At 70.1% G+C, this 25,489-nt stretch carries 22 protein-coding genes; 15 read left to right on the top strand and 7 right to left on the bottom strand.

The window, feature by feature from the left end:
* The 8 genes from creC (at window position 1) to JR064_RS19605 (ending at window position 9,346) form a co-directional block, all read left to right on the top strand.
* Window positions 1-1,443, top strand: a complete 1,443-nt coding sequence (gene creC / locus JR064_RS19570) for a two-component system sensor histidine kinase CreC (RefSeq protein ID WP_206230825.1) — start codon at window positions 1-3, stop codon at window positions 1,441-1,443.
* 691 nt (window positions 1,444-2,134) lie between these two features.
* Complete coding sequence (gene creD / locus JR064_RS19575; protein ID WP_206230826.1) at window positions 2,135-3,451, top strand: cell envelope integrity protein CreD; 1,317 nt, start codon at window positions 2,135-2,137, stop codon at window positions 3,449-3,451.
* A gap of 25 nt (window positions 3,452-3,476) precedes the next feature.
* Window positions 3,477-3,911 (top strand): hypothetical protein, encoded by a 435-nt coding sequence (locus tag JR064_RS19580; RefSeq protein ID WP_206230827.1) that lies wholly within the window; start codon window positions 3,477-3,479, stop codon window positions 3,909-3,911.
* Window positions 3,912-4,373: 462 nt separating this feature from the next.
* Window positions 4,374-4,979, top strand: a complete 606-nt coding sequence (locus JR064_RS19585; protein ID WP_206230828.1) for a GNAT family N-acetyltransferase — start codon at window positions 4,374-4,376, stop codon at window positions 4,977-4,979.
* Window positions 4,976-5,863, top strand: a complete 888-nt coding sequence (locus JR064_RS19590; protein WP_179566040.1) for a carbon-nitrogen hydrolase family protein — start codon at window positions 4,976-4,978, stop codon at window positions 5,861-5,863. Before JR064_RS19585 ends, JR064_RS19590 begins: the two co-directional genes overlap by 4 nt.
* Before the next feature lie 281 nt (window positions 5,864-6,144).
* Complete coding sequence (locus JR064_RS19595) at window positions 6,145-7,227, top strand: DUF3616 domain-containing protein (RefSeq protein WP_206230829.1); 1,083 nt, start codon at window positions 6,145-6,147, stop codon at window positions 7,225-7,227.
* A gap of 207 nt (window positions 7,228-7,434) precedes the next feature.
* Entirely contained in the window at window positions 7,435-8,841 is a 1,407-nt protein-coding gene (gltX, locus tag JR064_RS19600) for a glutamate--tRNA ligase (RefSeq protein WP_206230830.1), read from the top strand.
* A 16-nt stretch (window positions 8,842-8,857) separates the two neighbouring features.
* Window positions 8,858-9,346: a transcriptional repressor gene (locus JR064_RS19605; RefSeq protein ID WP_003472952.1), complete on the top strand. Its 489-nt coding sequence runs from the start codon at window positions 8,858-8,860 to the stop codon at window positions 9,344-9,346.
* A gap of 224 nt (window positions 9,347-9,570) precedes the next feature.
* Here the strand turns inward: JR064_RS19605 and JR064_RS19610 are convergent, their stop codons facing one another.
* From JR064_RS19610 to JR064_RS19620, 3 genes are all read right to left on the bottom strand, one after another.
* Window positions 9,571-9,948: a hypothetical protein gene (locus JR064_RS19610; RefSeq protein ID WP_179566034.1), complete on the bottom strand. Its 378-nt coding sequence runs from the start codon at window positions 9,946-9,948 to the stop codon at window positions 9,571-9,573.
* Between the two features lie 559 nt (window positions 9,949-10,507).
* Entirely contained in the window at window positions 10,508-10,831 is a 324-nt protein-coding gene (locus tag JR064_RS19615) for a hypothetical protein (RefSeq protein ID WP_206230831.1), read from the bottom strand.
* 275 nt (window positions 10,832-11,106) lie between these two features.
* Entirely contained in the window at window positions 11,107-12,408 is a 1,302-nt protein-coding gene (locus JR064_RS19620; RefSeq protein WP_206230832.1) for a sugar MFS transporter, read from the bottom strand.
* A gap of 657 nt (window positions 12,409-13,065) precedes the next feature.
* Between JR064_RS19620 and JR064_RS19625 the strand changes: the two genes are divergently transcribed.
* The gene (locus JR064_RS19625; RefSeq protein ID WP_206230833.1) at window positions 13,066-13,536 is read left to right on the top strand and encodes a (R)-mandelonitrile lyase; all 471 of its coding nucleotides are present in this window, start codon (window positions 13,066-13,068) and stop codon (window positions 13,534-13,536) included.
* A gap of 132 nt (window positions 13,537-13,668) precedes the next feature.
* Here the strand turns inward: JR064_RS19625 and JR064_RS19630 are convergent, their stop codons facing one another.
* Window positions 13,669-14,271 (bottom strand): TetR/AcrR family transcriptional regulator, encoded by a 603-nt coding sequence (locus JR064_RS19630; RefSeq protein WP_206230834.1) that lies wholly within the window; start codon window positions 14,269-14,271, stop codon window positions 13,669-13,671.
* A 140-nt stretch (window positions 14,272-14,411) separates the two neighbouring features.
* Between JR064_RS19630 and JR064_RS19635 the strand changes: the two genes are divergently transcribed.
* The 4 genes from JR064_RS19635 to JR064_RS19650 are packed head-to-tail and all read left to right on the top strand — an operon-like array spanning window position 14,412 to window position 20,986.
* Window positions 14,412-15,635: an efflux RND transporter periplasmic adaptor subunit gene (locus tag JR064_RS19635; RefSeq protein ID WP_206230835.1), complete on the top strand. Its 1,224-nt coding sequence runs from the start codon at window positions 14,412-14,414 to the stop codon at window positions 15,633-15,635.
* A 14-nt stretch (window positions 15,636-15,649) separates the two neighbouring features.
* On the top strand, window positions 15,650-18,799 hold the full coding sequence (locus JR064_RS19640; RefSeq protein ID WP_206230836.1) for an efflux RND transporter permease subunit: 3,150 nt from the start codon (window positions 15,650-15,652) through the stop codon (window positions 18,797-18,799).
* Between the two features lies 1 nt (window position 18,800).
* Window positions 18,801-20,288 (top strand): AdeC/AdeK/OprM family multidrug efflux complex outer membrane factor, encoded by a 1,488-nt coding sequence (gene adeC, locus JR064_RS19645; RefSeq protein WP_206230837.1) that lies wholly within the window; start codon window positions 18,801-18,803, stop codon window positions 20,286-20,288.
* A gap of 2 nt (window positions 20,289-20,290) precedes the next feature.
* A complete protein-coding gene (locus JR064_RS19650; protein WP_206230838.1) occupies window positions 20,291-20,986 on the top strand; it encodes a TetR/AcrR family transcriptional regulator in 696 nt (231 codons plus the stop codon).
* On the opposite strand, the gene JR064_RS19655 is transcribed toward JR064_RS19650, so the two are convergent.
* Both JR064_RS19655 and JR064_RS19660 read right to left on the bottom strand, forming a co-directional pair.
* Window positions 20,983-22,221, bottom strand: coding sequence for an MFS transporter (locus tag JR064_RS19655; protein ID WP_206230839.1), 1,239 nt, complete (start codon window positions 22,219-22,221; stop codon window positions 20,983-20,985). The two genes, JR064_RS19650 and JR064_RS19655, sit on opposite strands and share 4 nt — an antisense overlap.
* The gene (locus JR064_RS19660) at window positions 22,218-22,661 is read right to left on the bottom strand and encodes a MarR family winged helix-turn-helix transcriptional regulator (protein ID WP_179566010.1); all 444 of its coding nucleotides are present in this window, start codon (window positions 22,659-22,661) and stop codon (window positions 22,218-22,220) included. The genes JR064_RS19655 and JR064_RS19660 overlap by 4 nt, the downstream gene beginning before the upstream one ends.
* 269 nt (window positions 22,662-22,930) lie before the next feature.
* Here JR064_RS19660 and JR064_RS19665 point away from each other — a divergent pair, with 269 nt between their 5' ends.
* Window positions 22,931-24,082: a winged helix-turn-helix domain-containing protein gene (locus JR064_RS19665; RefSeq protein ID WP_206230840.1), complete on the top strand. Its 1,152-nt coding sequence runs from the start codon at window positions 22,931-22,933 to the stop codon at window positions 24,080-24,082.
* 118 nt (window positions 24,083-24,200) lie between these two features.
* Window positions 24,201-24,533 carry a DMT family transporter gene (locus tag JR064_RS19670; protein ID WP_206230841.1) on the top strand — a complete coding sequence of 111 codons (333 nt, stop codon included), beginning with the start codon at window positions 24,201-24,203 and terminating at the stop codon, window positions 24,531-24,533.
* Between the two features lie 90 nt (window positions 24,534-24,623).
* Here JR064_RS19670 and JR064_RS19675 read toward each other — a convergent pair whose 3' ends face one another.
* On the bottom strand, window positions 24,624-25,445 hold the full coding sequence (locus JR064_RS19675; protein WP_206230842.1) for an alpha/beta fold hydrolase: 822 nt from the start codon (window positions 25,443-25,445) through the stop codon (window positions 24,624-24,626).
* Window positions 25,446-25,489: the final 44 nt, after the last annotated feature.

The following is a 25,489-nucleotide window of genomic DNA, read 5'->3' on the forward strand; positions in this document are numbered from 1 at the left end:
ATGCGGCTGGGGCTGAAGCTGTTCCTGGGCTTCTTCCTGATCGTCGGCGTCGCCGCGTTCTTCGTGATGCGGGTGTTCGTCAACGAGGTCAAGCCGGGCGTGCGCCAGGCGATGGAATCGACCCTGGTGGACGCGGCCAACGTGCTGGCGCAGATGGCCGCCACCGACCTGAAGGCCGGGCGCATCGACAGCGGCGCGTTCGCCCGCGACCTCGGCGCGGCGCAGCGGCGCAATCCGCGCGCGATGGTGTGGCGCTTCCCCAAGCGCAGCGTCGACTACCGGGTCACCATCACCGATGCGGCCGGCGTGGTGGTGTTCGATTCGCGCGGCCAGGACCTGGGTCGCGACAACTCGCGCTGGAACGACGTCTATCGCACCCTGCGCGGCGAATACGGCGCGCGCTCCAGCGCCGAGGGCGACGGCGACCCCAACCACACGGTGATGCACGTGGCCGCGCCGATCTACGACCCGGACGACGCCCGGCGCCTGATCGGCGTGCTGACCCTGTCGCAGCCCAACCGCAGCATCGAGCCGTTCATCGTCGCCAGCCAGCGCAGCATCCTGTTGCGCGGCGCCTGGCTGATCGGCATCTCCGCGCTGATCGGGCTGCTGATGACCTGGGGCCTGTTGCGCGGCATCGGCCGCCTCAACCGCTACGCGCAGGCGGTCAGCGCCGGCGAGCCGGTACCGCCGCCGCCGCCGCGCCGCGACGAGATCGGCGATCTGGGCCGCGCGCTGGAGACGATGCGGCGCAAGCTCGAGGGCAAGGCCTATGTCGAGCAGTACGTGCAGTCGCTGACACACGAGATGAAGAGTCCGCTGGCGGCGATCCGCGGCGCCGCCGAACTGCTGCAGGAACCGCTGCCGGACGCGGAGCGGCAACGCTTCGTGCGCAACATCGCCGAGCAGCAGCAGCGCCTCACCGAGACCATCGACAAGCTGCTGGCGCTGGCCGAGGTGGAACAGCACGGCTGGCTGCAGCGGCGCGAGCGCATTGCGCTGGCGCCGCTGTTCGCGCAGCTGCAGGAGGCCCTGGCGCCGCAGCTGCGTGCCAGTGGCGTGCAACTGCAGGTGCAGGCGCCGGAGGAGCAGCTGGCGCTGGTCGGGGATCCCTATCTGCTGCGCCAGGCCCTGCACAACCTGCTCGACAACGCGATCGCGTTCTCGCCGGACGGCGGGGTCGTGGTGCTGCGTGCCGAGCGCGACGCGGACGCGCGCATCGCGCTGCTGGTGGAGGATGCCGGCCCCGGGGTTCCCGATTACGCGCTGGAGCGGGTGTTCGAACGCTTCTATTCGCTGGCGCGGCCGGCCACCGGGCGGCGCAGTTCCGGCCTGGGCCTGCCGTTCGTGCGCGAAGTGGCGCGGCTGCATGGCGGCGAAGCCAGCCTGCGCAACCGCGCGGTTGGCGGCGCGGTGGCGCGGCTGTCGCTGCCGGCCGCCTGAGCGGGGCCTGGATCCAGCGCAGGATCGGCTCCGGCGTGGTCCCAAGCCATCGGTTCCGATGGTGTGCGTGACCGCTGTGGCGCAAGGCTTCGCTCGTCGCGACTGAAGTCGCTCCCACAAGGGACTCGCGGCCAACTGGATGGGTGCACTGTAGGAGGGGCTTCAGCCCCGACAGATAGCCGGCAGCATTGGTATGCCTGACTCCGCTCGTCGCGGGTGAAGCCGCTCCTACAAGGGGCTTGCGGCCAGCTTCCTGGGTGCACTGTAGGAGGGGCTTCAGCCCCGACAGACAGCCGGCAGCATTGGGATGCCTGGCTTCGCTCGTCGCGGCTGAAGCCGCTCCTACAGGGGGCTTGCGGCCAGCTTCCTGGGTGCATTGTAGGAGGGGCTTCAGCCCCGACAGATAGCCGGCAGCATTGGGATGCCTGACTCCGCTCGTCGCGGCTGAAGCCGCTCCTACAGGGGGCTTGCGGCCAGCTTCCTGCGTGCACTGTAGGAGGGGCTTCAGCCCCGACGCTGTTCGCCGCCGATGCTGGTCCCGACATCGCTCGCAAGCGAACGCCTTGCGCGATGGCGTTTGCGGCCCGCCTCAGGCACGCACGTCACCCACTTCACACTCGCTTCAAATTCGCCTCAAACCCCGCACACGCAGGCGCGGCACCCTGGCGTCCTCCATCACCGAGGACCGCCGATGAAATCCCTCAAGCTCGTTCTGCGATTCGCCACCATCGGCGGATTGATCCTGTTGCTGCTGATCCCATTGTTGATGATCCGCGGCACCGTGCAAGACCGCCAGCGCTACCGCGACCAGGCGGTGGAACGCGTGTCGCAAAGCAAGGCCGGCGAACAGCGCCTGCTCGGTCCGCTGCGCGTGGTGCCGTGGACGCAGGTGCGCGATGTCGCGGTGGTCGATGCCGACGGCAAGCGCAGCGTCAAGCGCGAAACCGAAAGCGGCTACGACCTGCAGACGCCGAGGCACCTGGCGATCAGCGGCGAGCTGAAGCCGTCGCAGCGCAGCATCGGCCTGTTCAAGGTGCAGGTGTACAGCTGGCATGCGCGGCTCAAGGCGCAGTTCGACGATCTCGACTATCAGGCGGTCGAAGGCCGCAGCTATGGCCAGCCGTATCTGGTGGTCGGCATCCAGGACGTGCGCGGCCTGGTCGGCACGCCCAACCTGCGCACCGACGGCAAGGCGCTGGCGCTGCAGCCGGGGGCGCTGGCGCTCGCCGGCCAGTCCAAGGGCGTGCATGCGCTGCTGCCGGCGCTGGCGGATACGCGTCAGGGCACGCTCACCGACCTGCACAGCGTGGAAATGGAATTCGTGCTCGACGGCACCCAGGGCCTGTCGATCGTGCCGGTCGGCGACGACAACCAGATCGCGCTGACCTCGCCGTGGCCGCATCCGCTGTTCGGCGGCCGCTTCCTGCCCAACGAGCGCCGCATCACCGAGCAGGGCTTCCAGGCCAGCTGGGCGCTGTCGTCGCTGGCCACCGGCGCGCAGGCGCAGCTGTTCTCCGGCGGCGACATCGATGCGCTGCGCGTGGACCTGGTCGATCCGGTCGACGTCTACACCCAGGCCGATCGCGCCAGCAAGTACGGCATCCTGTTCGTGGTGCTGACCTTCGTCGCCTTCGCCCTGTTCGAACTGATCAAGCGCCTGCCGATCCATCCGCTGCAATACCTGCTGGTCGGCCTGGCGCTGGCGATCTTCTTCCTGCTGCTGCTCAGCCTGTCCGAGCACATCCCGTTCTGGCAGGCCTACCTGGTCTCGGCGGTGGCGTGCATCGGCCTGCAGTTCTTCTACCTGTCCGGGGTGTTGCGCAGCCGCGGCCGCGCGGCCGGCTTCGCCAGCATGCTCACCGTGCTGTACGGCGCGCTGTACGGATTGCTGGCGTCGGAAGACAACGCCTTGCTGATGGGCTCGCTGCTGCTGTTCGGCATCCTCGCCGCGATCATGTGGATCACCCGCAAGATCGACTGGTACGAACTCGGCGCGGCGTTGCGCTGAGCCGGCACGCGACCAGGACTCCGCCATGTCGGCACATACCCATCTGCATCGTCGCGTCCAGGCCCTGCTGCCGGACGCGCTGGACACGCGCGGCCTGCATCGCGGCAACGCCGGCGCGAGCCTGGCGCGCAGCGCGCAGGCGGCGCTGGTCACCGCTGCCGACCGCGGCGGCGCCCTGTGGTTGCGGCTGAGCGAGCGCAGCCGCGATGCGCTGGTCGCGCAGGGCCTGGCGTTCCTGGCGGCGGCGCAGCAGGCCCGCGCCGCCTTGCCCGGCGAGGCCGAACCCTGGCGCTACTGCGCCTGGCGCGCGCTGCGCCGCGATTCGGCCTGGGCGCAGGCCGCCGGGCAGGCCGCGCAGGCCAGCCATGGCCCCGGCTTCGTGACCTGGGAAGCGCAGGGACGCGCGCGGCTGCTGGTACTGCCGGCGCACGCGGCGCTGCTGTGCCGCTGGTGGCGGTGAAGCGATCACCGATGCGGGCCAAGCGCGGCTTCGCGTGCCGCCCTCGTTCCCGGCATCGCGAGCGTCGGTCGTGGTCGGGCTGGCGAGCGGAGGCACAGGCAGGCGCAATCGCGACGGCGTAGCGGCCACGGACGCCGCGACGGGACGCAGCAACGGACAGGAAGCACGACGCCAGGGACGGCGGCATGGATGGATCGAGCAGGAAGGCGCGATCGTGCGCGGCAATCGCGGCCAAGGACGCCGCCGCAGGACGCAGCAACGGGCAGGAGGCCCGGCGCCAGGGAAGGCGCCATGGATGGCATGGGCAATCGCGATCGCGCGACGCCATCGCGGCCATGGAGGCCGCGGCAGGACGCAGGACCGGGCAGGGACGCCCAGCGCCACGGATGGCGACAGGAGTGAATCGACCAGGGCATCGCCAAGCCGGCAGCGCCACGGAAACGCCTGCGGTAGAGTTCACGGATGGACTCTCCGCTTCCCATCCAGCGCCTGCGCGGCGCGCAGATCGCCCCGTTCCTGGACGATGTCGCGCGGCTGCGCATCGCCGTGTTCCGCGACTGGCCGTACCTGTACGCAGGCGACCTGGACTACGAGCGCGAGTATCTGTCCGCCTACGCCGCCTCGCCCGACAGCGTGTTCGTGCTGGCGCGCGACGGCGACCGCGTGATCGGCGCCTCCACCGGGCTGCCGCTCGCCGACGATGCCGAGGCGTTCGGCGCGGCCTTCGCCGGCAGCGACATCGCGGTATCGGAGGTGTTCTATTTCGGCGAATCGGTGCTGTTGCCCGCGTATCGCGGCCGCGGCGTCGGCCATGCCTTCTTCGATCATCGCGAGGCGCATGCGCGCGCGCTCGGCCGCTTCGCGCTGACCGCGTTCTGCGCGGTGGACCGCGATTCCGACGATCCGCGCCGCCCGCCCGGCTACCGCGGCAACGACGCGTTCTGGCACAAGCGCGGCTACGTGCGGCAGCCGTCGCTGCGCATGCAGCTGGCGTGGGACGAACTGGAGCGCGGCGAGATCCTGCATACCCTGAGTTTCTGGACCCGCCCGCTGGAGCCCGCCGCATGAAGATCGCCGTCGCCAAGTACCCGATCGGCGCGCCGGTCGATTTCGCCGCCTTCGCCGACAAGCAGGCGGCCCTGATCGGCCAGGCCGCGCAGGCCGGCGCGCAGCTGGCGGTGCTGCCGGAATACCTGTCGCTGGAACTGGCCGCGACCTTCGCCAGCGCCGTGTCCGAGGACCTGCCGGCCTCGCTGGCGGCGATCCAGGCACTGCATCCGCAGTACCTCGCGCTGTTCGCGCAGCTGGCGCAGCGGCATCGCCTGCATCTGGTCGCCGGCAGCTTCCTGCTGGCCAGCGGCGAGGGCCGTTACCGCAACCGCGCCTACTGGTTCGCGCCCGACGGCAGCCACGGCTGGCAGGACAAGCTGCAGCTGACCGGCTTCGAGAAGGCCACCGGCCTGATCGACGGCGGCGACGCGCTGAAGGTGTTCGCGGCGGGCGACGGCGTGCGCGCCGGCGTGGCGGTCTGCTACGACAGCGAGTTCCCGCTGCCGGTGCGCGCCCAGTACGAGGCCGGCGCGCGGCTGCTGGTGGTGCCCAGCTGCACCGATACCGAGGCCGGCGCCACCCGCGTGCGCATCGGCTGCCTGGCGCGTGCGCTGGAGAACCGCATCTTCGTCGCCCAGTCGGTCACCGCCGGCCTGGCCGAATGGAGCCCGGCGCTGGACGTGAATACCGGCGAGGCGGCGATCTACGCGCCGATGGACGCCGGCTTCCCGGCCGACGGCATCGTCGCGCAGACCCGGGGCGAGCAGGTCTGGGCGCTCGCCGAGCTGGATTTCGCCGCGTTCGAGGCCAGCCGCGCCCGCGCCCAGGTCGCCAACGACCGCGACTGGCGCGGTCAGCTGGCGCCGGCCATCGTGCGCGCGGAGCTGGGCGGCTTCGAGTAGCCGGCTGGTCGGCGCCAGGCTCGGCAGGCCGTCGCCGCTGCCGCGCCAGCGCGCCATCCGCCTGGCGCGGGACCGGTCGGCCGCCGCCGCTGGCGTGGCTTTGCGCCCAAAGCAGTCACCGACAGCGCCGAGCCAGCGGCCGCGCGCCGAGGCCATGGCGAAGGCCGCGGCGCGCGAACTGCCGCTGCCAGCCGCCGCGGCACGCGTTGCGCAGCACACGCCATCCGAACGCACGATGCGCTCTGCTGTCGCTTCCGCTCCGCTACCGGCCTACCGCTCCGATGCCCAAGACCCTGCTGCCGCACGCCGTGCGCCTGGAATTCGCGCCCGGCGCGCTGGTCCACGCCAACCTCTCCGGCGCCGCCTTCACCGACGACTGGCTGTGGGTGGCCGGCGACGAAGCCTGCGCGGTCGATCGCCTGCATGCGCTGGCGCCGGTGGGCGGCGAGGCGCTGCGTTTCGGCGAAGGCCGCAGCTTCGCCCTCGGCGAGCTGCTCGACCTGCCCGGCGACCACGACGAGGAGGCCGACCTGGAAGGCATGGCGCTGTCGCCGGGCTATCTGTGGGTGGTCGGCTCACATGGCATGAAGCGCAAGAACGCCAAGCCCGACCGCGACGACGCCGACAACGGCAAGCGCCTGGCCAAGCTCAAGCTCGACGCCAACCGGCGCCTGCTCGCCTGCCTGCCGATCGAGCGCGATGCCGACGGCGCGCCGCAGCTGGTGCGCGACACCGCCGATGGCCGTCGCGCGCTGCGGCTGAAAGGCGACGCCAAACACAACCAGCTCACCGAACTGCTGCAAGACGATCCGCACTTCGGCGCCTACCTGAAGATCCCCGGCAAGGACAACGGCTTCGATATCGAAGGCATGGCGGTGGACGGCCAGCGCCTGCTGCTGGGCCTGCGCGGCCCGGTGCTGCGCGGTTGGGCCGGATTGCTGGAGATCGCGGTGGAGGCGCACCACGACCATCTGCGGCTGGTGCCGCTGGACGCGCAGGGCACCTTGCTGCGCAAGCATTTCCTGCAACTGGGCGGGCTGGGCGTGCGCGACCTGCACTTCCACGGCGAGGACCTGTACCTGCTGGCCGGCCCGACCATGGTGCTGAACGGCGAGATCCGCCTGTTCCGCTGGCCCGGCGCGCGCGCGGCGCTGGCCGCCAACCGCGAACCGGTGCGGTTCCAGCGCGAGCTGGTCAAGTCGCTGGTGCTGCCGCACGGCGAGGACAGCGACCGCGCCGAAGCCCTGTGCAACCTGCCGCCGGCGCTGTCCGGCGGCGTGCCGAGCTGGCTGGTGCTGTACGACGCGCCGGGGCCGGCGCGCAGCGACGGCGAGTGCGTCGTGCATGGCGATCTGCTGCGTTAGCGCCTGTCCCAATCGTGGTGGCAGGCCCTGCCAGAGTCTTTTGTAGGAGCGGCTTCAGCCGCGACAGGTACTCTCCGGTAAGGTCATGTCGCGGCTGAAGCCGCTCCTACAATGGAAACGCCCAGGCACGGCGCCGCACCGCCGCTCCGGGCAATGCAGGGCACGGCGGGGTAAAATCGCCCGATTCCCGTTTGCTCCGAGCGTTCCATGGCCTGCCGCACCCGTTTCGCCCCCAGTCCCACCGGTTATCTGCACATCGGCGGCGCGCGCACCGCGCTGTACTGCTGGCTGGAGGCGCGCCACCGCGGCGGCGAGTTCGTGCTGCGCATCGAGGACACCGACCGCGAGCGCAGCACCCAGGCGGCGATCGACGCCATCCTCGAAGCGATGGACTGGCTCGGCCTGGACTACGACGAGGGCCCGGTCTACCAGACCCAGCGCATCGCCCGCTACCAGGAAGTGGCCGAACAGCTGCTCGCCGCCGGCAAGGCCTACTACGCCTACGAGACCCGCGCCGAACTCGACGCGATGCGCGAGGCGGCGATGGCCAAGCAGGAAAAGCCGCGCTACAACGGCGCCGCGCGCGAGCAGGGCCTGCCATACCGCGACGATCCGAACCGGGTGATCCGCTTCAAGAACCCGGTCGGCGGCAGCGTGGTGTTCGACGACCTGATCAAGGGCCGCATCGAGATCGCCAACAGCGAGCTCGACGACATGGTGATCTTCCGCCCCGACGGCTACCCCACCTACAACTTCGCGGTGGTGGTGGACGACTGGGACATGGGCATCACCGAGGTCATCCGCGGCGACGACCACATCAACAACACCCCGCGCCAGATCAACATCTACGAAGCGCTGGGCGCGCCGGTGCCGAAGTTCGCGCACATGCCGATGATCCTGGACGAGCAGGGCGCCAAGCTGTCCAAGCGCACCGGCGCGGCCGACGTGATGCAGTACAAGGATGCCGGCTACCTGCCGCACGCGCTGATCAACTACCTGGCGCGGCTGGGCTGGTCGCACGGCGACCAGGAACTGTTCGGCCGCCAGGAGCTGATCGACCTGTTCGACGTCAAGGACGTCAACTCCAAGGCCGCGCGGCTGGACATGGCCAAGCTCGGCTGGGTCAACCAGCATTACCTGAAGACCGACGACCCGGCCACGATCGCGCCGCAGCTGGAGGATCAGCTGGCCAAGCTCGGCATCGACCCGGCGGCCGGCCCGGCCGCCGCCGACGTGGTGGTGGCGCTGCGCGAGCGCGTGCAGACGCTGAAGGAAATGGCCGAGAAGGCGGTGGTCTGGTACCGGCCGCTGGAGGTCTACGACGAGGCCGCGGTGGCCAAGCACCTGAAACCGGGCGCCGAACTGGCGCTGGGCAAGGCGCGCGAGCTGCTGGCCGCGCTGGGGCAGTGGAGCGTGGACGGTGTGTCCGCCGCGCTGCACGACGCCGCTGCGGCGCTGGAGATCGGCATGGGCAAGGTGGCGCAGCCGCTGCGCGTGGCCATCACCGGCACCCAGGTCAGCCCGGACATCTCCTACACGGTGTACCTGGCCGGGCGCGACCAGGCCTTGAAACGCATCGACGCCGCGCTCATCAAGATCCCAGCGGGAAGCTGATTCCCCGGAGAAGCCCATGTCCAGCAAGAAGACCGCCTGCACCGAGCCGCACCACCACGTCCACGACGCCGACGACTTCGTCAAGGTGGTGGAGCGGGTGAGCCGCGAACGCGGGCTGCGGCTGACCCCGATCCGCGCCAACGTGCTGCGCCTGATCGCCGAGGCGGGGCGCCCGGTGAAGGCCTACGACCTGCTGGAATGGGTGCGCGAGGGCAAGAGCGTGGGCGCCGATGCGCCGCCCACCGTGTACCGCGCGCTGGATTTCCTGATGGCCAACGGCTTCGTGCACAAGCTCGAGTCGGTCAACGCCTTCGTCGCCTGCCACCATCCCAGCAGCGCGCAGCACTCGGTGCCGTTCCTGATCTGCGACCGCTGCCACAGCGCGGTCGAACTGGAAGACCGCGACGTGGTCGCGCAACTGGAACAGCGCGCCAAGGCGCTGGGCTTCCAGCCGCAGGCGCAGACCCTGGAAGTGCACGGGCTGTGCGCGCGCTGCGCGGGGTAGGGCGCTGCGCTGTCGGCGGCGCGGATGTCCATGGGTTGCAGGGCGGCGCCGGCATGATGCGATTGCCGCGCACGCGCGGCGGCGACGCTCCGGCCGCCGATCGCCGTCGCTGACCCCAGCCACCGCCGTCGCATCGACAGCCGATGGCGGCGGCCGAGGCCGGCACTCCGCTAGGAAGGTCGGCTAGGCGTAGCCTGCGGCGCATGCCGGTGCGGCCACCGGCATCAGCCACGCTCCAGCACATCGCCGAAGCGAAGCCGTGTCCACGCTTCAGCCGCCGCCTGTGCGAGCGCAGACGAACTGCTGCTGCCCTCGGCCAGGGTGGTATCGCCGCGCGGATCGATGACTTCCCATTCCCAGGTCCGTGTTCGCTTGGGCAGCCATACCGCGAGCAGCAACGCAGGCAGTTCCGGTTTCCCGGTGCTCACGTCGCAGCGCCAGATCAGCAGGTCCGCCAGCGTGTCGCGCCGCCAGTCGGCCTCGGCTAGCGCCGTGTCGCCCGCAGCGGCATTGCGCATTGCGGCAGGGCGGGCGCGCTCCAGCGACGCGGCGAACGCGTGCGTACCGTGCGGGGTGGGACTCGGGTCGTTGGTCTTGTGCATGCTCGCTCCTTCTGGGTCCTAGAAGGCGTGCCGGGAGACCTGCGAGACCCCATCGGACACACCTGCATCGACCGGCGCTGCCGGTGGCTGGTGTCGCGGGTGCCCGATTGGCTGAGATGTCGCCGCTGATGCGGCGACGGCCGGGCTACCATCCGGCCTGCTCTCTTTCGACCGCCGCAGCGTACCCATTCCAGGGTGCCGCGACAAGCGCTTTTTCTCATTTCAAACTATTGTTTTTGAAGGAAATGTGTGCGCAATCCGGGCCTGCTGCGCCTGTCCGCCAGGGCCGTTCGCCTCCGCGTTGAGGCTGTCGGCTCGGCACGCGCCGACGCGATCGCTTGCGTGCTTGCGCCGAGGGTGCGCGCCGCACGGCCGCGCAGCCAGCACGCCCGATGGAACCGCTCTCGCTGCGCGTGCGCGCGCACGCTGACCATCGGCCTCCCTTGGCTGCGGGCGACGCGCGCCGCCGCCGCAAGAGCCGCACCGTGACCCGCACCATGCCGTGCAGCGGCGCGCTGCGCCGCTGCGCACTCTCCTGGACAGCGTCGCGGGGCCGAGCCTAGTGCTTGTCCTTCGATTTGGGGGGAGCGGCATCGGCGCCGGCAGCGTTGCCGCGGCCGGGAGCGTCGGCGATCTTCCTGACCTCGTAGTTGCCCTCCGGCAAGGCGAATCCCCTCTTGCTGCGTGCCGACACGATGACGGTGCAGGTGACCGAGCCGTCCGGGTTGCTGGACATGCCGCCGCCGGCATGTTTGCACCACGCGTCGCAGACCGCTTCCGAGCCAGGTTGGCAGTCGACTTGCGTGCCTTTGGCGCCGGCCGGTGCGGCGAAGGTCGAGGCGGCGAACAAGAGGGTAGAGAGTGCGGCAAAGCGTGCGTCCATGGTGTCGGCTCCGGATGTAGGCGAGGTGGCAGAGGCGTGGCGCTTCTGGTTGTCTGCCACCAGGACCAACGCGCGCAACGCAGGCGAGCGGACAGCCATGCTGCGTTTGTCTACCGAACGGCGACGGCTAGGCCGCCCACACCATTGCGGCCTGGGCGAAGAGCGGCGAGTTGTCGGCGTAGCCCCGCCGATGTAGAGCGCGATCCGGCGCAGTACCGGATCGCTGTAGCGCGCCTGGTGGCGGTGCTCCCTGTCGGTCTCGCCGACCGTCGCAGCTAGGCGCTTGCCTGCGGCGGCGTCCTCGCGCCCCACAGCGCATAGAACAGCACGTACAACTCGCACGCGGCGGTGAGCAGGAAGGCCTGCTGCAGCCCGACGTGATCGGCCAGCCAGCCTTGCACCACCACCAGCGCGCCGCCGGCGATGGCCATGATCAGCAGGCCGGAGCCCTCCTCGGTGAGCGGACCCAGGCCCTTGATGCCGAGGGTGAAGATGGTCGGGAACATGATCGAGTGGAACAGGCCCACCGCGATCAGCGACCACATCGCGACGTGGCCGCTGGTGAACACGGTCAGCAGCATCACCGCGAACGCGCCGATCGAGAACAGCGTCAGTACCGTTTCCGGCGCGATGCGGCGCATCAGCGCGCTGCCGGCGAAGCGGCCCACCATCATCCCGCCCCACAGCAGGAACAGATAATGCGACGCCTGTTCGTGGGTGAGGTTGCCGATGTGCGGCTGCGACACGAAATTGATGAACAGGTTGGACACGCCGATCTCGGCGATCAGGTAGATGAAGATCGCCGGGATGCCGAGCACCAGGTTGCGATGCCGCCACAGCGAATGGATGGCCCGCTGCGCGCCGGTGGCGCGCTGCGTGGCCTGGCCGAGCGCGGGCAGCTTGAAGCGGGCGATGACCACGGCCAGCAGCACCAGCACCACGGCGACGATGAGATAGGGCAACTGCACCGATTGCGCGTCGGCCAGGCGTTCGGCCTGGGTCAGCACCGCATCGCCCTTGGCGGTGCCCGAGGCCGAGCGGCCGAGGATCAGGTAACCGCCGAACAGCGGTGCCAGCGTGGTGCCGACCGAGTTGAACGCCTGCACCAGATTGAGCCGCGCCGAGGCGGTGTCCGGGCTGCCGATCACCGCGACGTAGGGATTGGCCGCGACCTGCAGCAAGGTGATGCCGCTGGCGATCACGAACAGCGAGCCGAGGGTGATGCCGTACGAGACCAGGCGCGCGGCCGCGATCATGCCCAGCGCGCCCAGCGCCATGATGCCCAGGCCGATCACCAGCGCGCGCTGGTAGCCGATCCGTTCGATCAGCTTGGCCGACGGCAGCGAGGCGAAGAAGTAGGCGATGAACCACACCGACTCGATCAGCGTGGCCTGGGTATAGCTCAGTTCGAACACGCTGCGCAGGTGCGGCAGCAGCGTGTTGTTGATGACCGTGATGAAGCCCCACATGAAGAACAGAGAGGCCAGCAGCGACAGCGCGGTGCGGTAGGACGGCGCGTTGCCGGCGAGCGGTGCGGAGTGCGAGAGCGGAGCCGCCGGCCCCATCGGTCCTGCCATCGTGGGTGTGTCCTCTGCGCTGTTGCGGGGTCTGTCGTTGGGGCATGCGCGGAGCGTCTGCCTGCGCTGCAGCGCCGCAGCTGTCGCGCGGGTTGCGGCGGTGTCGCGCAGCGCCGCAAACGATGTCGCGGCGCCAGCGCATGGGCGAGGATAGGCGCCGCGCTTCGCGCGCGACCAATGATTTAAATCGCGGCGGTTATACGGTTATTGCAATGCTGCACTGCAGCGGCGCGTCGTTCTGGCTGCGCTGTGGCGATACCTTCGGCCGCCATCGGCACCCGCTGTTCCGGCCGCTGCAACAGGTCGTCGCGTTCCATCTCGCAGCCAGCCTATGCGCAGCGCGGTCGCGGTTGCGCGTTCGCGTAGAACAGGAGCACAGCGGCGTGCGCATTGTCGCCGTGACGCGCGCGAAGAATGCTCCGCCCCCGAGCGACGAGCACAGTGCCGGCGAACCGCTGCACCCGTCGGCCATGGTCGCGGATGCCGAAGCAGGGCATCCCATTCATGCGTGGCCATCAGCGGCGATCGCGCGGCTGTGCCGCAACGACGTCGGACGATTGATGAGCGGCGCTTATCGCGGCATGTACCGGGCGCGGGCTAGTGCCGCCGGCGCAGCGCGCCTACAGTCGGTACGGACGTCCATGCAAGGAGATTCCGATGAGCCTGTTCGCCACTGCCATGTCGCTGTCGATGATGGCCGCTGCGGTTCCCGACGATGACGCCAAGCCGATCAGGATCGCCCGTGCCGGCAGCGTCGCGTCGGCGGTCGGTCCGGCGGCGTATTTCACCGGCACGGTGCGCATCGATGCGCCGTTCCAGGGCGAGGCGCCGGCGCGCGTCGGCGGCGCCACGGTCAGTTTCGAACCGGGCGCGCGCACCGCCTGGCACACCCATCCGCTGGGCCAGACCCTGATCGTCACCGCCGGCGTCGGCCGCGTGCAGGAGTGGGGCAAGCCGGCGCAGGAGATCCGCCCCGGCGACATCGTGTGGATCCCGCCGGGGGTCAAGCACTGGCACGGCGCCAGCGCGCAGGTGGCGATGACCCACATCGCCATCGCCGAAGCGGTGGACGGCTCGCCGGTGACCTGGCTGGAGCCGGTGTCGGAAAGCCAGTATCGCGGGGAGTGAGGGTCGCGGTTGCGGGGAGCGGCCTGCGATTGCGCTTGACCTGTAGGAGCGGCTTCAGCCGCGACGGGCGTTACCGATAGCGCCTGTCGCGGCTGAAGCCGCTCCTACGGAGGCGCTGTCCAGCGTCCCCGGCTAAGCCGCATAGCCACCAAGAAACACCTGCAACGCGCGCTGCGTCGCCGCGCGCAGGTACTCGGGCGACGGATGCTTCAGCGCGCCGAACAGGCAGGGCATCAGCGTTTCGGCCTCGAGCAGCCCGGCCAGGTGGCGGGCGGCGATGGTCGGGTCGGCGCGGCGCAGGCGGCCCTGGTCCATCTGCGTCTGCAGGAACACGCCCAGGCGGTGCATGCCCTGGTCGGGACCGCTCTCGAAGAACAGCAGGCCGATGTCCGAACGGCCGGACACGCCGATGATGGTCTGCCACACCTGCACCGACTGCGCCGAGCACAGGAACGCCAGGGTGTCCTCGCCCATCCGCTGCAACGCGGTCGGCAGGTCGTCCGTGGACTGGGTCAGCGCGGCCAGGATCGGATCCATGAACTGGATCGCGACGCTGTGCGCCACCGCCACGAACAGCTCCTCCTTGGACGGGAAATAGCCGTACAGGGTGCGTTTGGAGCTGCCGGCGCGGGTGGCGATCTGGGTCATCGAGGCGCCCTCGAAGCCGGCCTCCAGGAACACCTCGGCGGCCGCCTCGACGATCGCCTCGCGTTTGGCTTCGGTCCTGACGCGCATCGCGTGGCCTTGGGCGAGGGCGCTTAAGTATACCGGGAGGGCAGAAATGATTGACGGCGCCAAATCGCAGGAATAGTATACCGAACCGTACCGTTTACCTTTCTTCCCGTCTGCCTGCGTCCCCATCCGGAGATCCTCCCGTGCGCCCTGTCCCGTCTTCTCGTCTCTCGCTGGCCCTGGCCGTGGCGGCCACCGTGCTGTTGAGCGCCTGCGGTTCGCCTCCAGGCGGCCCGCCGCCGCAGGAGGGCACGCCGGAGATGGGCGTGATCACCGTCGCCACCCGGCCGGTCGCGCTGACCACCGAATTGCCCGGGCGCACCGTGGCGTACCTGATCGCCGACGTGCGGCCGCAGGTGAACGGCATCATCCAGGCGCGCAAGTTCCGCGAAGGCGGCGAGGTCAAGGCCGGCGAGACGCTGTACCAGATCGATCCGGCCAGCTATCGCGCCACCTACGACAGCTACGTGGCCGCGCTGGGCAAGGCCCAGGCCACGCTGCGCACCGCGCGGCTGAAGGCCGAGCGCTACCGGGAACTGGTCAAGGTGTCGGCGATCAGCAAGCAGGACGACGACGATGCCGACGCCGCGCTGGGCCAGGCCGAGGCCGACGTCGCCGCGGCCAAGGCCAACGTGGAGAGCGCGCGCATCAACCTGGCCTATGCGCGGGTGGATGCGCCGATCTCCGGGCGCATCGGCAAGTCCAGCGTGACCGCCGGCGCGCTGGTCACCGCCAGCCAATCCACGGCGCTGGCCACGATCCAGCAGCTGGACCCGGTCTACGTCGACGTCACCCAGCCCAGCGCCTCGCTGCTGCGGCTCAAGCGCGCGCTGGCCAGCGGCGAACTGGAGAAGGCCGACGCCACGGCGGCCAAGGTGAACCTGCTGCTGGAAGACGGCAGCCCGTATCCGCTGCAGGGGCGGCTGGAGTTCTCCGACGTCACCGTCGACCAGAACACCGGCTCGATCACCGTGCGCGCGGTGTTCCCCAATCCGAACGCGGACCTGTTGCCCGGCATGTACGTGCGCGCGGTGCTGCAGGAGGGGACCAAGGACCAGGCGATCCTGGTGCCGCAGCAGGCGGTGTCGCGCAACGGCGCGGGCAAGCCGACCGCGTACGTGGTCGGCGCCGACCACAAGCTGCAGTTGCGCGTGCTGGAGACCGATCGCACGGTCGGCGACCAGTGGCTGGTGCGCAGCGGGCTCAAGCCCGGCGAGCTGCTGGTGGTCGATGGCCTGTCGCGGGCGCAGCCCGGAGCGACGGTCAAGACCGTGCCGTGGCAGCCGAAGGCCGCGACCGTTGCTCCTGCGGCGGCGGCGCCTGCCGCGCCCGCTGCCGCCGCGGCCACGCCGCGCGCGGCGAACTGAGGGCGTAGACCGTCATGGCACGCTTCTTCATCGACCGCCCGATCTTCGCCTGGGTGCTGGCCATCATCGTGATGCTGGCCGGCATCCTTTCCGTCGCCACCCTGCCCATCGCGCAATACCCGAGCATCGCCCCGCCCGCCGTGGCGATCACCGCCAACTATCCCGGCGCCTCGGCCAAGACCCTCGAAGACACCGTCACCCAGGTCATCGAGCAGAAGATGAAGGGCCTGGACCACCTGAGCTACATGGCCTCCACCAGCGAGTCCAGCGGCCAGGTCACCATCACCCTGACCTTCGACAACGGCACCGATCCGGACACCGCGCAGGTGCAGGTGCAGAACAAGCTGTCGCTGGCCACGCCGCTGCTGCCGCAAGAGGTGCAGCAGCAGGGCGTGACCGTGACCAAGTCGGCGACCAACTTCCTCAACGTGCTGGCCTTCACCTCCGAAGACGGCAGCATGAGCGGCTCGGACCTGTCCGACTACGTGGCCGCCAACGTGCAGGAAGCGATCAGCCGCGTCGAAGGCGTCGGCGACACCACCCTGTTCGGCTCGCAGTACGCGATGCGGATCTGGCTGGACCCGAACAAGCTGAGCAACTTCAGCCTGACCCCGCTGGATGTGAAGACCGCGATCCAGGCGCAGAACGCGCAGGTCTCGGCCGGCCAGCTCGGCGCCTTGCCGGCCGCCGCCAACCAGCAGCTCAACGCCACCATCACCGCGCAGACGCGGCTGAAGACCGCCGCCGAGTTCGAGGACATCCTGCTGCGCACGCAGTCCGACGGGTCGCAGGTGCGGCTGCGCGACGTGGCCCGGATCGAGCTGGGCAGCGAGAGCTACAACAGCGTCGGCCGCTACAACGGCAAGCCCGCCGCCGGCCTGGCGATCAAGCTGGCCACCGGCGCCAACGCGCTGGACACGGTCAAGGCGATCGACGCCAGCATGGCCGAGCAGGAGAAGTTCTTCCCGCCCGGCATGAAGGTGCAGAAGCCGTACGACACCACGCCGTTCGTGCGCATCTCGATCGAAGAGGTGGTGCGCACCCTGGTCGAGGCGGTGGTGCTGGTGTTCCTGGTGATGTACCTGTTCCTGCAGAACTTCCGCGCCACGCTGATCCCGACCATCGCCGTGCCGGTGGTGCTGCTGGGCACCTTCGGCGTGCTGGCCGTGTTCGGCTTCACCATCAACACGCTGACCATGTTCGCGATGGTGCTGGCGATCGGCCTGCTGGTGGACGACGCCATCGTGGTGGTGGAGAACGTCGAGCGGGTGATGAGCGAAGAGCATCTGTCGCCCAAGGAGGCCACGCGCAAGTCGATGGGGCAGATCACCGGCGCGCTGGTCGGCGTGGCCCTGGTGCTGGCCGCGGTGTTCGTGCCGATGGCGTTCTTCGGCGGCTCCACCGGGGTGATCTACCGGCAGTTCTCGATCACCATCGTCGCGGCGATGACGCTGTCGGTGCTGGTGGCGATGGTGCTGACCCCGGCGCTGTGCGCCACCTTGCTCAAGCCGGCCAAGCAGCACGGCATGGCCACGACCGGCTTCTTCGGCTGGTTCAACCGCGTGTTCGACCGCGGCAACGGCCGTTACCAGGGCATCGTGCGGCACATGCTGGGCAAGGGCTGGCGCTACATGATCGCCTACGCGCTGCTGCTGGCGCTGGTGGTGGTCGGCTTCATGAAGCTGCCGGTCGGGTTCCTGCCGGACGAGGACCAGGGCACGCTGTTCGCCCTGGTGCAGCTGCCGCCGGGCGCCACCGCCGCGCGCACCGATGCGGTGATCCGCCAGCTCGAGCAGCATTTCCTGGTCGATCAGAAGGACTCGGTCGCCGGCCTGTTCGCCGTGTCCGGTTTCAGTTTCGCCGGCAGCGGGCAGAACCTGGGCCTGGCCTTCGTCAAGCTGCGGCCCTGGGACGAACGCACCGGCAAGGGCCAGAGCGTGACCGAGGTGGCGGCCAAGGCCGGCAAGTTCTTCGCCGGCATCCGCGACGCCAAGGTGTTCGCGTTCGCGCCGCCGGCGGTGTCGGAACTGGGCAACGCCACCGGCTTCGACCTGATGCTGCAGGACCGCGCCAACCTCGGCCACGACGCGCTGATGCAGGCGCGCAACCAGTTGCTGGCCGAGCTGTCGCAGGACAAGCGGCTGGTCGCGGTGCGCCCGAACGGGCAGGAGGACACGCCCGAGTTCAAGCTGGACATCGATCCGCACAAGGCCGAGACGCTGGGCCTGTCGATCTCCGACATCAACAGCACGTTCTCCAGCGCCTGGGGCAGCACCTACGTCAACGACTTCATCGACAAGGGCCGGGTCAAGAAGGTGATGCTGCAGGCCGATGCGCCGTACCGCATGCTGCCGGAGGACATCGACCGCTGGTACGTGCGCAACAGCGCCGGGACCATGGTCGCGTTCAATTCCTTCGCCAAGGCCAGCTGGAGCATGGGCTCGCCGCGGCTGGAGCGCTACAACAGCGTGCCGTCGGTGGAGATCCTGGGCATGGCGATGCCGGGCGCGGCGTCCAGCGGCGAAGCCCTGGCCATCGTCGAGGCCGCCGCGGCCAAGCTGCCGCCGGGCATCGGCTACGAGTGGACCGGCCTGTCGCGGCAGGAAAAGGCGTCCAGCGGCCAGACCGGCCTGCTGTACGGCCTGTCGATCCTGATCGTGTTCCTGTGCCTGGCCGCGCTGTACGAAAGCTGGGCGATCCCGTTCGCGGTGATCCTGGTGGTGCCGCTGGGCGTGCTCGGCGCGCTGCTCGGCGCGGTGCTGACCTGGAAGATGAACGACGTGTACTTCCAGGTCGGCCTGCTGACCACGATCGGCCTGGCGTCGAAGAACGCGATCCTGATCGTGGAATTCGCCCGCGAACTGCACGAGAGCGGCAAGAGCCTGGTGGAGTCGGCGCTGGAAGCGGCGCGGATGCGCCTGCGGCCGATCCTGATGACCTCGCTGGCGTTCATCCTCGGCGTGGTGCCGCTGGTCCTGGGCAGCGGCGCCGGCGCTGGCGCGCAGCACGCGCTGGGCACCGCGGTGATCGGCGGCATGCTGTCGGGCACGGTCCTGGCGATCTTCTTCGTGCCGCTGTTCTTCGTGCTGGTGTGCGGCCTGTTCAAGCGCCGCGCCGGCCATCCCGACGACCCGTCCGCCGCGCGCGTCGCGGAAGGAGCCTGACATGTCCCGTTCCCTGTTCTCCGCGCTGGCGCTGGCGGTGTCCGCCGCGCTCGCCGGCTGCAGCCTGATGCCGGCCTACGAACGCCCGGCGGCGCCGGTGCCGGCGCAGTTCGACGGCGCCGCGCAGGCCGATGCGCAGGCCGATGCGCAGGCCGATGCGCAGGCCGGCCGCGTGCCCGTCGCCGACATCGGCTGGCGCGCGGTGTTCACCGATCCCAAGCTGCAGCAGGTGATCGAGCTGGCGCTGGACAACAACCGCGACCTGCGCGTCGCCGCGCTCAACATCGACCAGGCCTGGGCGCAGTACCGCGTGCAGCGCGCCGACCTGGCGCCGAGCGTGGACCTGGGCGGCAGCGGCAGCGGCTCGCGCACCCCGGGCGACCTGTCCGGCACCGGGCAACCGCTGGTGGCGCACAGCTACAGCGCCACGCTCGGCATCAGCGCCTACGAGCTGGACCTGTTCGGCCGCGTGCGCAGTCTCAAGGAACAGGCGCTGCAGCAGTTCCTGTCCACCACCGAGGCGCAGCGCAGCACCCACATCAGCCTCGTCGCGCAGGTGGCCACCGCCTACCTGACCCTGGCCGCCGACCAGGACCTGCTGCGCCTGGCGCAGGACACGCTGACCAGCCAGGGCGAGAGCTATCGCCTGCAGCAGCGCAGCTTCGAGCTCGGCGCGGCCTCGGCGCTGACCCTGCGCCAGGCGCAGACCACGGTGGAAAGCGCGCGGGTGGACGTGGAGCGCTACACCTCGCAGGTGGCGCAGGACCGAAACGCGCTGCGTCTGCTGGCGGGCACGGACGTGCCGGCCGAACTGCTGCCGACCGCGCTGCCGGACAGCGCCAGCGCCGACGCCAACGTGTTGGCCGGCATTCCGGCCGGCTTGCCGTCGGAACTGCTGCAACGGCGCCCGGACATCCTGGAGGCCGAGCGCACCCTGCAGGCGGCCAACGCCAACATCGGCGCCGCGCGCGCCGCGTTCTATCCGAGCATCAGCCTCACCGCGTCGGCCGGCAGCGCCAGCGCCGGCCTGTCCGGCCTGTTCAAGGGCGGCTCCGGCAGCTGGAGCTTCGCGCCCAGCATCTCGCTGCCGATCTTCGACGGCGGCCGCAACCGCGCCAATCTCGACGTGGCCAAGGTGCAGCGCGACATCGACGTGGCCAACTACGAGAAGGCGATCCAGACCGCGTTCCGCGAGGTCTCCGACGCGCTTGCCGAGCGCAATACGCTGGGCCGCCAGCTGCAGGCGCAACAGGCGCTGGTGGATGCGTCCGCCGACAGCTACCGGCTGTCGCAGGCGCGCTTCGAGCGCGGCGTGGACAGCTACCTCGGCGCGCTGGATGCGCAGCGCACGCTGTACAGCGCCGAGCAGACCCTGATCAACACGCGGCTGTCGCGCTTCACCAACCTGGTGACCTTCTACAAGGCGCTGGGCGGCGGCTGGGTGGAGATGGCCGCGTCCGCGGATGCGACGGCATCGGTGGATCGCTAGCGATGCCGCGGCAGACGGCCGTGCCCGTGCGGGCGCGGCGGCGCGCACACGGCGCCGCGCGCGAAAAGCGCGCCGCGATCCTGCACGCCGCGCGGCAACTGTTTTCCCGCAACGGCTTCGACCACACCAACATGGACGCCATCGCCGCCTTTGCGGACGTGTCAAAGGCCACTGTCTACGCGCATTTCGCCAACAAGGACGCGTTGTTCCGCGCCACCGTGGATGCGATGGTGGAGGAGATGCCGGACCGCTGGGATGCGCTGCTCGCCACCCGCGGGCCGCTGCCGCTGCGGCTGACGGCGGTGGCGCACGACCTGATGGAGATGACCGCCGCGCCGATGCTGCAGGCCATCCATCGCATGCTCGCGCTGTCCACGCAGTTGTCGCAGCAACGCGCCGATACCTATTGGGACCTGTGTTTCGCGCGCTACGATCGCGCCATGCAACGGTTCCTGCACGCCGAGATCCGGCACGGCACGTTGGCGATCGCCGACGTGGCGCAGGCGTCCGCGCAGTTCTTCGGCCTGATCGCCAGCGCGTCGGTGCTGCGCGGATTGCTGACCGGCGCGCCGTCCGCGCCGCCGCGGCCGGGCGCCAATTGCGTGGAAAGCGCGGTGGCCCTGTTCGTGCGCGGCTATCGCGCCGAGGCGAATCCGGCGCCGGCGACGCGCAGGCGCAGCGCCGCCAGCACGCCCTAGACGGGCTGCGCCGCCGCCAGCGGCCGCTGTTCCCGGATCGGCAGATTGACCAGCGCTGCGGCCACGGCCAGGGCCATGTCGGCGTACCACATCCACTGGTAGTTGCCGAAGCGCTCCAGCGCCACGCCGCCGAGCCAGGCGCCGAAGAAGCCGCCGATCTGGTGCGACAGCAGGGTCAGGCCGAACAGCGTGCCCAGGTAGCGCGGCCCGAACAGCTTGCCGATCAGGCCGGCGGTGGGCGGGACCGTCGCCAGCCAGGTGAAGCCGAGCGCGGCCGCGAACAGGTAGAAGGTCAGCGGCGTCGGCGGCGCGAGCAGGTACAGCGCGATCAGCACCGCGCGGCTGGCGTACATCGCCAGCAGCAGCCACTTCATGCGCATGCGCTCGCCGAGCTTGCCGGCGATCAGGCTGCCGGCGACGTTGCACAGGCCGATCAGCGCGATGGCGATGGCCGACACGCTGGGCGCCAGCCCGCACAACGCGATTTCCCCGGGCAGGTGGGTCACCAGGAAGGCAATGTGCACGCCGCAGGTGAAAAAGCCCAGGTGCAGGCACCAATAGCTGCGGTCGCGCAGGGCGATGCGCAGCTGCGCGCGCAAGCCGCCGTCGGGCGCAGCCGCCGTCGCGGTTGTGGTCGCGACCTGCGCCTGGCCCTTGCGGCGCAGCGGCCAGGCCAGCGGCAGGGTCAGCAGCGACAACGCGGCCATGCCGGTCATGGCCATCGCCCAGCCGGCGGCGCCGATCATCCATTGCACCAGCGGCGCGAACAGGAACTGGCCGAGCGAGCCGCCGGCGTTGATCAGGCCGGCGGCGAACGAGCGCTGTTCCGGCGCGAGGCGATGCGCGGTGGCGCCGATCAGCACCGAGAAGCTGCCGGCGCCGGCGCCCGCCGCGGCGAGCAGGCCCAGGCTGACGATCAGGCCCCACTCGGTCGGCAGCCACGGCGCCAGGGCCAGGCCCAGCGCCAGCAGCATCCCGCCCAGCCACAGCACCGGCAGCGGGCCGCGCTGGTCGGCGATGGCGCCGAACACAGGCTGGACCGCGCCCCATACGAACTGGCCGACCGCCAGCGCGAAGCTGATCGCGGCGATGCCGACGCCGCTGCTGCGGTGGATCGGCTCGACGAACAGGCCGGTGGTCTGGCGCGCGCCCATGGTCAGCATCAGCGTTGCCGAGGCGATGATCAGCAAGCCCCAGTGACGGCCGGCCTGCGCGTGCGGCGCCGCGACGCTCATGCGGCGGCGTCCTCGCGGTCGGCGCACAGCGCGCGTTCCAGCTGCCGCAGCTGGCGGTGCAGGGCGTCGATGGCGGCATTGCCGGCCAGCGCATCGATCCGCGCCTGCGCGCGTTCCCAATGCGGCAGTGCGCGCTTGAGCAGGCGCCGGCCGGCGGCGCTGACCACCACCAGCTTCTGCCGTGCATCGTCGCCGCGGCGTTGCTCGATCCAGCCGGCCGCCTGCATCGGCTTGAGATTGCGCGACAGCGTGCTGCGGTCCATGCCCAGCCGCTCGGCCAGCGCGCCCAGCTGCTGCGCGGTGCCGGCGCGGCGCAGGATCGAATATTCGTTCAGGCTCAGCCCCACCGCGCTCAGTTCGCGGTCGTAGACCTGCGAGGTACGCCGCGCGGCGCGGCGCAGCAGGAAACAGGTGCAGCGGCAGGGTGCGGTGTCGTCCATGTCCGGCAAAGTACGTGCATATGCATGCAATTGGCAAGCGCCGGACGGACGGGCAGGGCGGCGTGCCGTCGCCGTTCGCGGGCGGCGCGGGCGGGGCATGTCCTGGCCGGTCGACGCCATGCAGACGGATGGTGCGGCTCGCGCGCAGCTGCAGCGATGCAACGCTTCGCCCAGGCGCAGCGACGCACGCGGGCGCTTGCGCGCACGCTCGCGGATCGCCGGCATTGCTATGCTCTGCGGCGCCTTGCGCTTGCCGGAGTGCCGTCCCGATGCCGAACACACGCACCGTCTCTGTGCCGATCGCCGCCGCGCGGGCGCGCGCGCTGTGGCTGGATGCGCAGCGGCTGACCACTCCGGCGCCGTTCGGCGCCGGGGCCGAGGCGGTGCGGCAGGCCACCGCGCACCTGGGCTACGTGCAGATCGACACCATCCACGTGATCGAACGCAGCCACCACCATGTGCTGTACAGCCGCATTCCCGCCTATCGCAAGCAGGATCTGGAGCAGGCGCAGGCGCAGGACAAGTCGGTGTTCGAGTACTGGACGCATGCGCTGGCCTATGTGCCGATCGCCGACTACCGCATGTACGTGGCGCAGATGGCGCGCTACCGTGCCCAGGCGGACGCGGCCGGCAAGATCGATCCGGCCGATTACGCCAGGCTGCTGCGGCGCATCCGCAACGACGGGCCGTTGTCGATCCGCGATATCGACGACGACGTGCTGGTCGAGAAGACCCATCCGTGGGGCAGCCGCAAACCGTCGCGCGCGGCGTTGCGCTACGGCTTCTTCAGCGGCGACCTGGTGGTCGCCCAGCGCAGCGGCATGCTCAAGACCTACGAGCTGGCCGCGCGCCATTTCGGCTGGAGCCGGCGCCCGCGCCCGGTCAGTGACCTGCAGTACGCGCGCTATCTGCTGGAGCGCGCGCTGCGCGCGCAGGGCCTGGTCGGCGTGGACTCGATCTGCTACGGCGATGCCGGCGCCAAGCCCGCGGTGCGCGCGCTGATCGCCGCCGCCGTCGCCGCCAGGCGCCTGCTGCCGGTACATCTGCAGGGCCAGGAGCAGGCCGCGCTGTGGGCTGCGCCGGCGTTGCTGGAGCATGCGCCGCCGCTGCCGGACGATTCCTTCGCGCAGCTGCTGTCGCCGTTCGATCCGTTGCTGATCCAGCGCAAGCGGCTGCAGCAGTTCTTCGGCTACGAACATCGCTTCGAGGCTTATGTGCCGGCGCCGCAGCGGGTGCTCGGCTACTTCGCGCTGCCGGTGCTGGTCGGCGACCGCATCGTCGCCGCGCTGGATCTGAAGATGGATCGCCAGGCGGGCAGGCTGCTGATCCAGAAATGGACCTGGCTGGTGCCGCAGCGGCCGGCGCTGAAGGCGGCGATCGACGCGGCGCTGCAGCGCTTCGAGCGGTTTCATCTGCAGTAGCGAGACAGGCGCGCCGTGCCAGGCGCAGCGACACGGCGCGGTTGCGCACAAACGAAAAGTCCCTGCAATACGCGCCTGGGCGGTACGCTTCAGGCCCCCGCGGCGAGAGGCGACTGCGATGAAGCACTGGCTTTTCCTGCTGATCGCGATCGTCGGCGAAGTCGCCGGGACGTCGTCGTTGAAGGCGAGCGAGGGGTTCACCCGCCTGTGGCCGTCGCTGCTGGCGATCCTCGGCTACGGTGTCGCGTTCTATTTCCTGTCGCTGACCTTGCGCAGCATTCCCATGGGCATCGCCTATGCGCTGTGGTCGGGGATCGGCATCGTGCTGATCTCGCTGATGGCATGGCTGCAGTTCGGGCAGAAGCTCGATGCGCCGGCGCTCGCCGGCATGGCGCTCATCGTTGCCGGGGTGATCGTCATCAACGTGTTTTCCAGCACGGCGCAGCACTAGGCCTGGCGTCCGCCCGGCGCGGCATGCGGCCGGGCCGGCCGCCATGCCGTGCCGGCCGCGCTTGCGCGCGGCGGCGGTCGACGGAGCGGATCAGGCCTTGAAGAAGGCCAGCAGATCCTGGTTGATCTGTTCCGGGTGGGTGGTGCACATGCCGTGCGGGTAGCCCTTGTAGACCTTCAGCGTGGCGTGCTTGACCAGCTTGGCCGACAGCAGCGCCGAGTCGGCGATCGGCACGATCTGGTCGTCGTCGCCGTGCAGCACCAGCACCGGCACCTCGATCTGCTTCAGGTCCTCGGTGAAGTCGGTTTCCGAGAACGCCTTGATGCAGTCGTAGTGGGCCTTGGCGCCGCCCATCATGCCCTGCCGCCACCAGTTGTCCATGGCGCCCTGCGAGACCTTGGCGCCGTCGCGGTTGTAGCCGTAGAACGGCACCGGCACCTCTTTGTAGAACTGCGCGCGGTTGGCGGCCAGCTGGGTACGGAAGCCGTCGAACACGTCGATCGGCAGGCCGCCCGGGTTGTTCTCGGTCTTGAGCATGATCGGCGGCACCGCGCCGATCAGCACCGCCTTGGCCACGCGGCCGGCGCCGTGCCTGGCGACATAGCGCGCCACTTCGCCGCCGCCGGTGGAATGGCCGACGTGGATGGCGTTCTTCAGGTCCAGGTGCTTGGCCAGCGCGGCCACGTCGGCGGCGTAGGTGTCCATGTCGTTGCCGGTCGCGGTCTGCGTGGAACGGCCATGGCCGCGGCGGTCGTGGGCGATGACGCGGTAGCCCTGGGCGACGAAGAACAGCATCTGCGCGTCCCAGTCGTCGGCGCTGAGCGGCCAGCCGTGATGGAACACGATGGGTTGGCCGGTGCCCCAGTCCTTGTAGAAGATTTCGGTTCCGTCTTGCGTGGTGATGCTGGGCATGGTGGTCTCCTGATGGGCGTGCGGGCTGGCCGCAGGCGTGGGGG

The organism is Xanthomonas bonasiae (genome assembly GCF_017163705.1).
Classification (GTDB): Bacteria; Pseudomonadota; Gammaproteobacteria; order Xanthomonadales; family Xanthomonadaceae; genus Xanthomonas_A; species Xanthomonas_A bonasiae.

Excerpts from the sequence above, each read along its gene's own strand:
- JR064_RS19640 (WP_206230836.1), top strand. The coding sequence starts at position 15,650 with ATGGCACGCTTCTTCATCGACCGCCCGATCTTCGCCTGGGTGCTGGCC.
- JR064_RS19590 (WP_179566040.1), top strand. The coding sequence starts at position 4,976 with ATGAAGATCGCCGTCGCCAAGTACCCGATCGGCGCGCCGGTCGATTTC.
- JR064_RS19630 (WP_206230834.1), bottom strand. The coding sequence starts at position 14,271 with ATGCGCGTCAGGACCGAAGCCAAACGCGAGGCGATCGTCGAGGCGGCC.
- creC (WP_206230825.1), top strand. The coding sequence starts at position 1 with ATGCGGCTGGGGCTGAAGCTGTTCCTGGGCTTCTTCCTGATCGTCGGC.
- JR064_RS19650 (WP_206230838.1), top strand. The coding sequence starts at position 20,291 with ATGCCGCGGCAGACGGCCGTGCCCGTGCGGGCGCGGCGGCGCGCACAC.
- gltX (WP_206230830.1), top strand. The coding sequence starts at position 7,435 with ATGGCCTGCCGCACCCGTTTCGCCCCCAGTCCCACCGGTTATCTGCAC.
- JR064_RS19625 (WP_206230833.1), top strand. The coding sequence starts at position 13,066 with ATGAGCCTGTTCGCCACTGCCATGTCGCTGTCGATGATGGCCGCTGCG.
- JR064_RS19655 (WP_206230839.1), bottom strand. The coding sequence starts at position 22,221 with ATGAGCGTCGCGGCGCCGCACGCGCAGGCCGGCCGTCACTGGGGCTTG.
- JR064_RS19610 (WP_179566034.1), bottom strand. The coding sequence starts at position 9,948 with ATGCACAAGACCAACGACCCGAGTCCCACCCCGCACGGTACGCACGCG.
- JR064_RS19670 (WP_206230841.1), top strand. The coding sequence starts at position 24,201 with ATGAAGCACTGGCTTTTCCTGCTGATCGCGATCGTCGGCGAAGTCGCC.
- JR064_RS19615 (WP_206230831.1), bottom strand. The coding sequence starts at position 10,831 with ATGGACGCACGCTTTGCCGCACTCTCTACCCTCTTGTTCGCCGCCTCG.
- creD (WP_206230826.1), top strand. The coding sequence starts at position 2,135 with ATGAAATCCCTCAAGCTCGTTCTGCGATTCGCCACCATCGGCGGATTG.
- JR064_RS19665 (WP_206230840.1), top strand. The coding sequence starts at position 22,931 with ATGCCGAACACACGCACCGTCTCTGTGCCGATCGCCGCCGCGCGGGCG.
- JR064_RS19620 (WP_206230832.1), bottom strand. The coding sequence starts at position 12,408 with ATGGCAGGACCGATGGGGCCGGCGGCTCCGCTCTCGCACTCCGCACCG.
- JR064_RS19660 (WP_179566010.1), bottom strand. The coding sequence starts at position 22,661 with ATGGACGACACCGCACCCTGCCGCTGCACCTGTTTCCTGCTGCGCCGC.
- JR064_RS19595 (WP_206230829.1), top strand. The coding sequence starts at position 6,145 with ATGCCCAAGACCCTGCTGCCGCACGCCGTGCGCCTGGAATTCGCGCCC.
- adeC (WP_206230837.1), top strand. The coding sequence starts at position 18,801 with ATGTCCCGTTCCCTGTTCTCCGCGCTGGCGCTGGCGGTGTCCGCCGCG.
- JR064_RS19605 (WP_003472952.1), top strand. The coding sequence starts at position 8,858 with ATGTCCAGCAAGAAGACCGCCTGCACCGAGCCGCACCACCACGTCCAC.
- JR064_RS19675 (WP_206230842.1), bottom strand. The coding sequence starts at position 25,445 with ATGCCCAGCATCACCACGCAAGACGGAACCGAAATCTTCTACAAGGAC.
- JR064_RS19585 (WP_206230828.1), top strand. The coding sequence starts at position 4,374 with ATGGACTCTCCGCTTCCCATCCAGCGCCTGCGCGGCGCGCAGATCGCC.
- JR064_RS19580 (WP_206230827.1), top strand. The coding sequence starts at position 3,477 with ATGTCGGCACATACCCATCTGCATCGTCGCGTCCAGGCCCTGCTGCCG.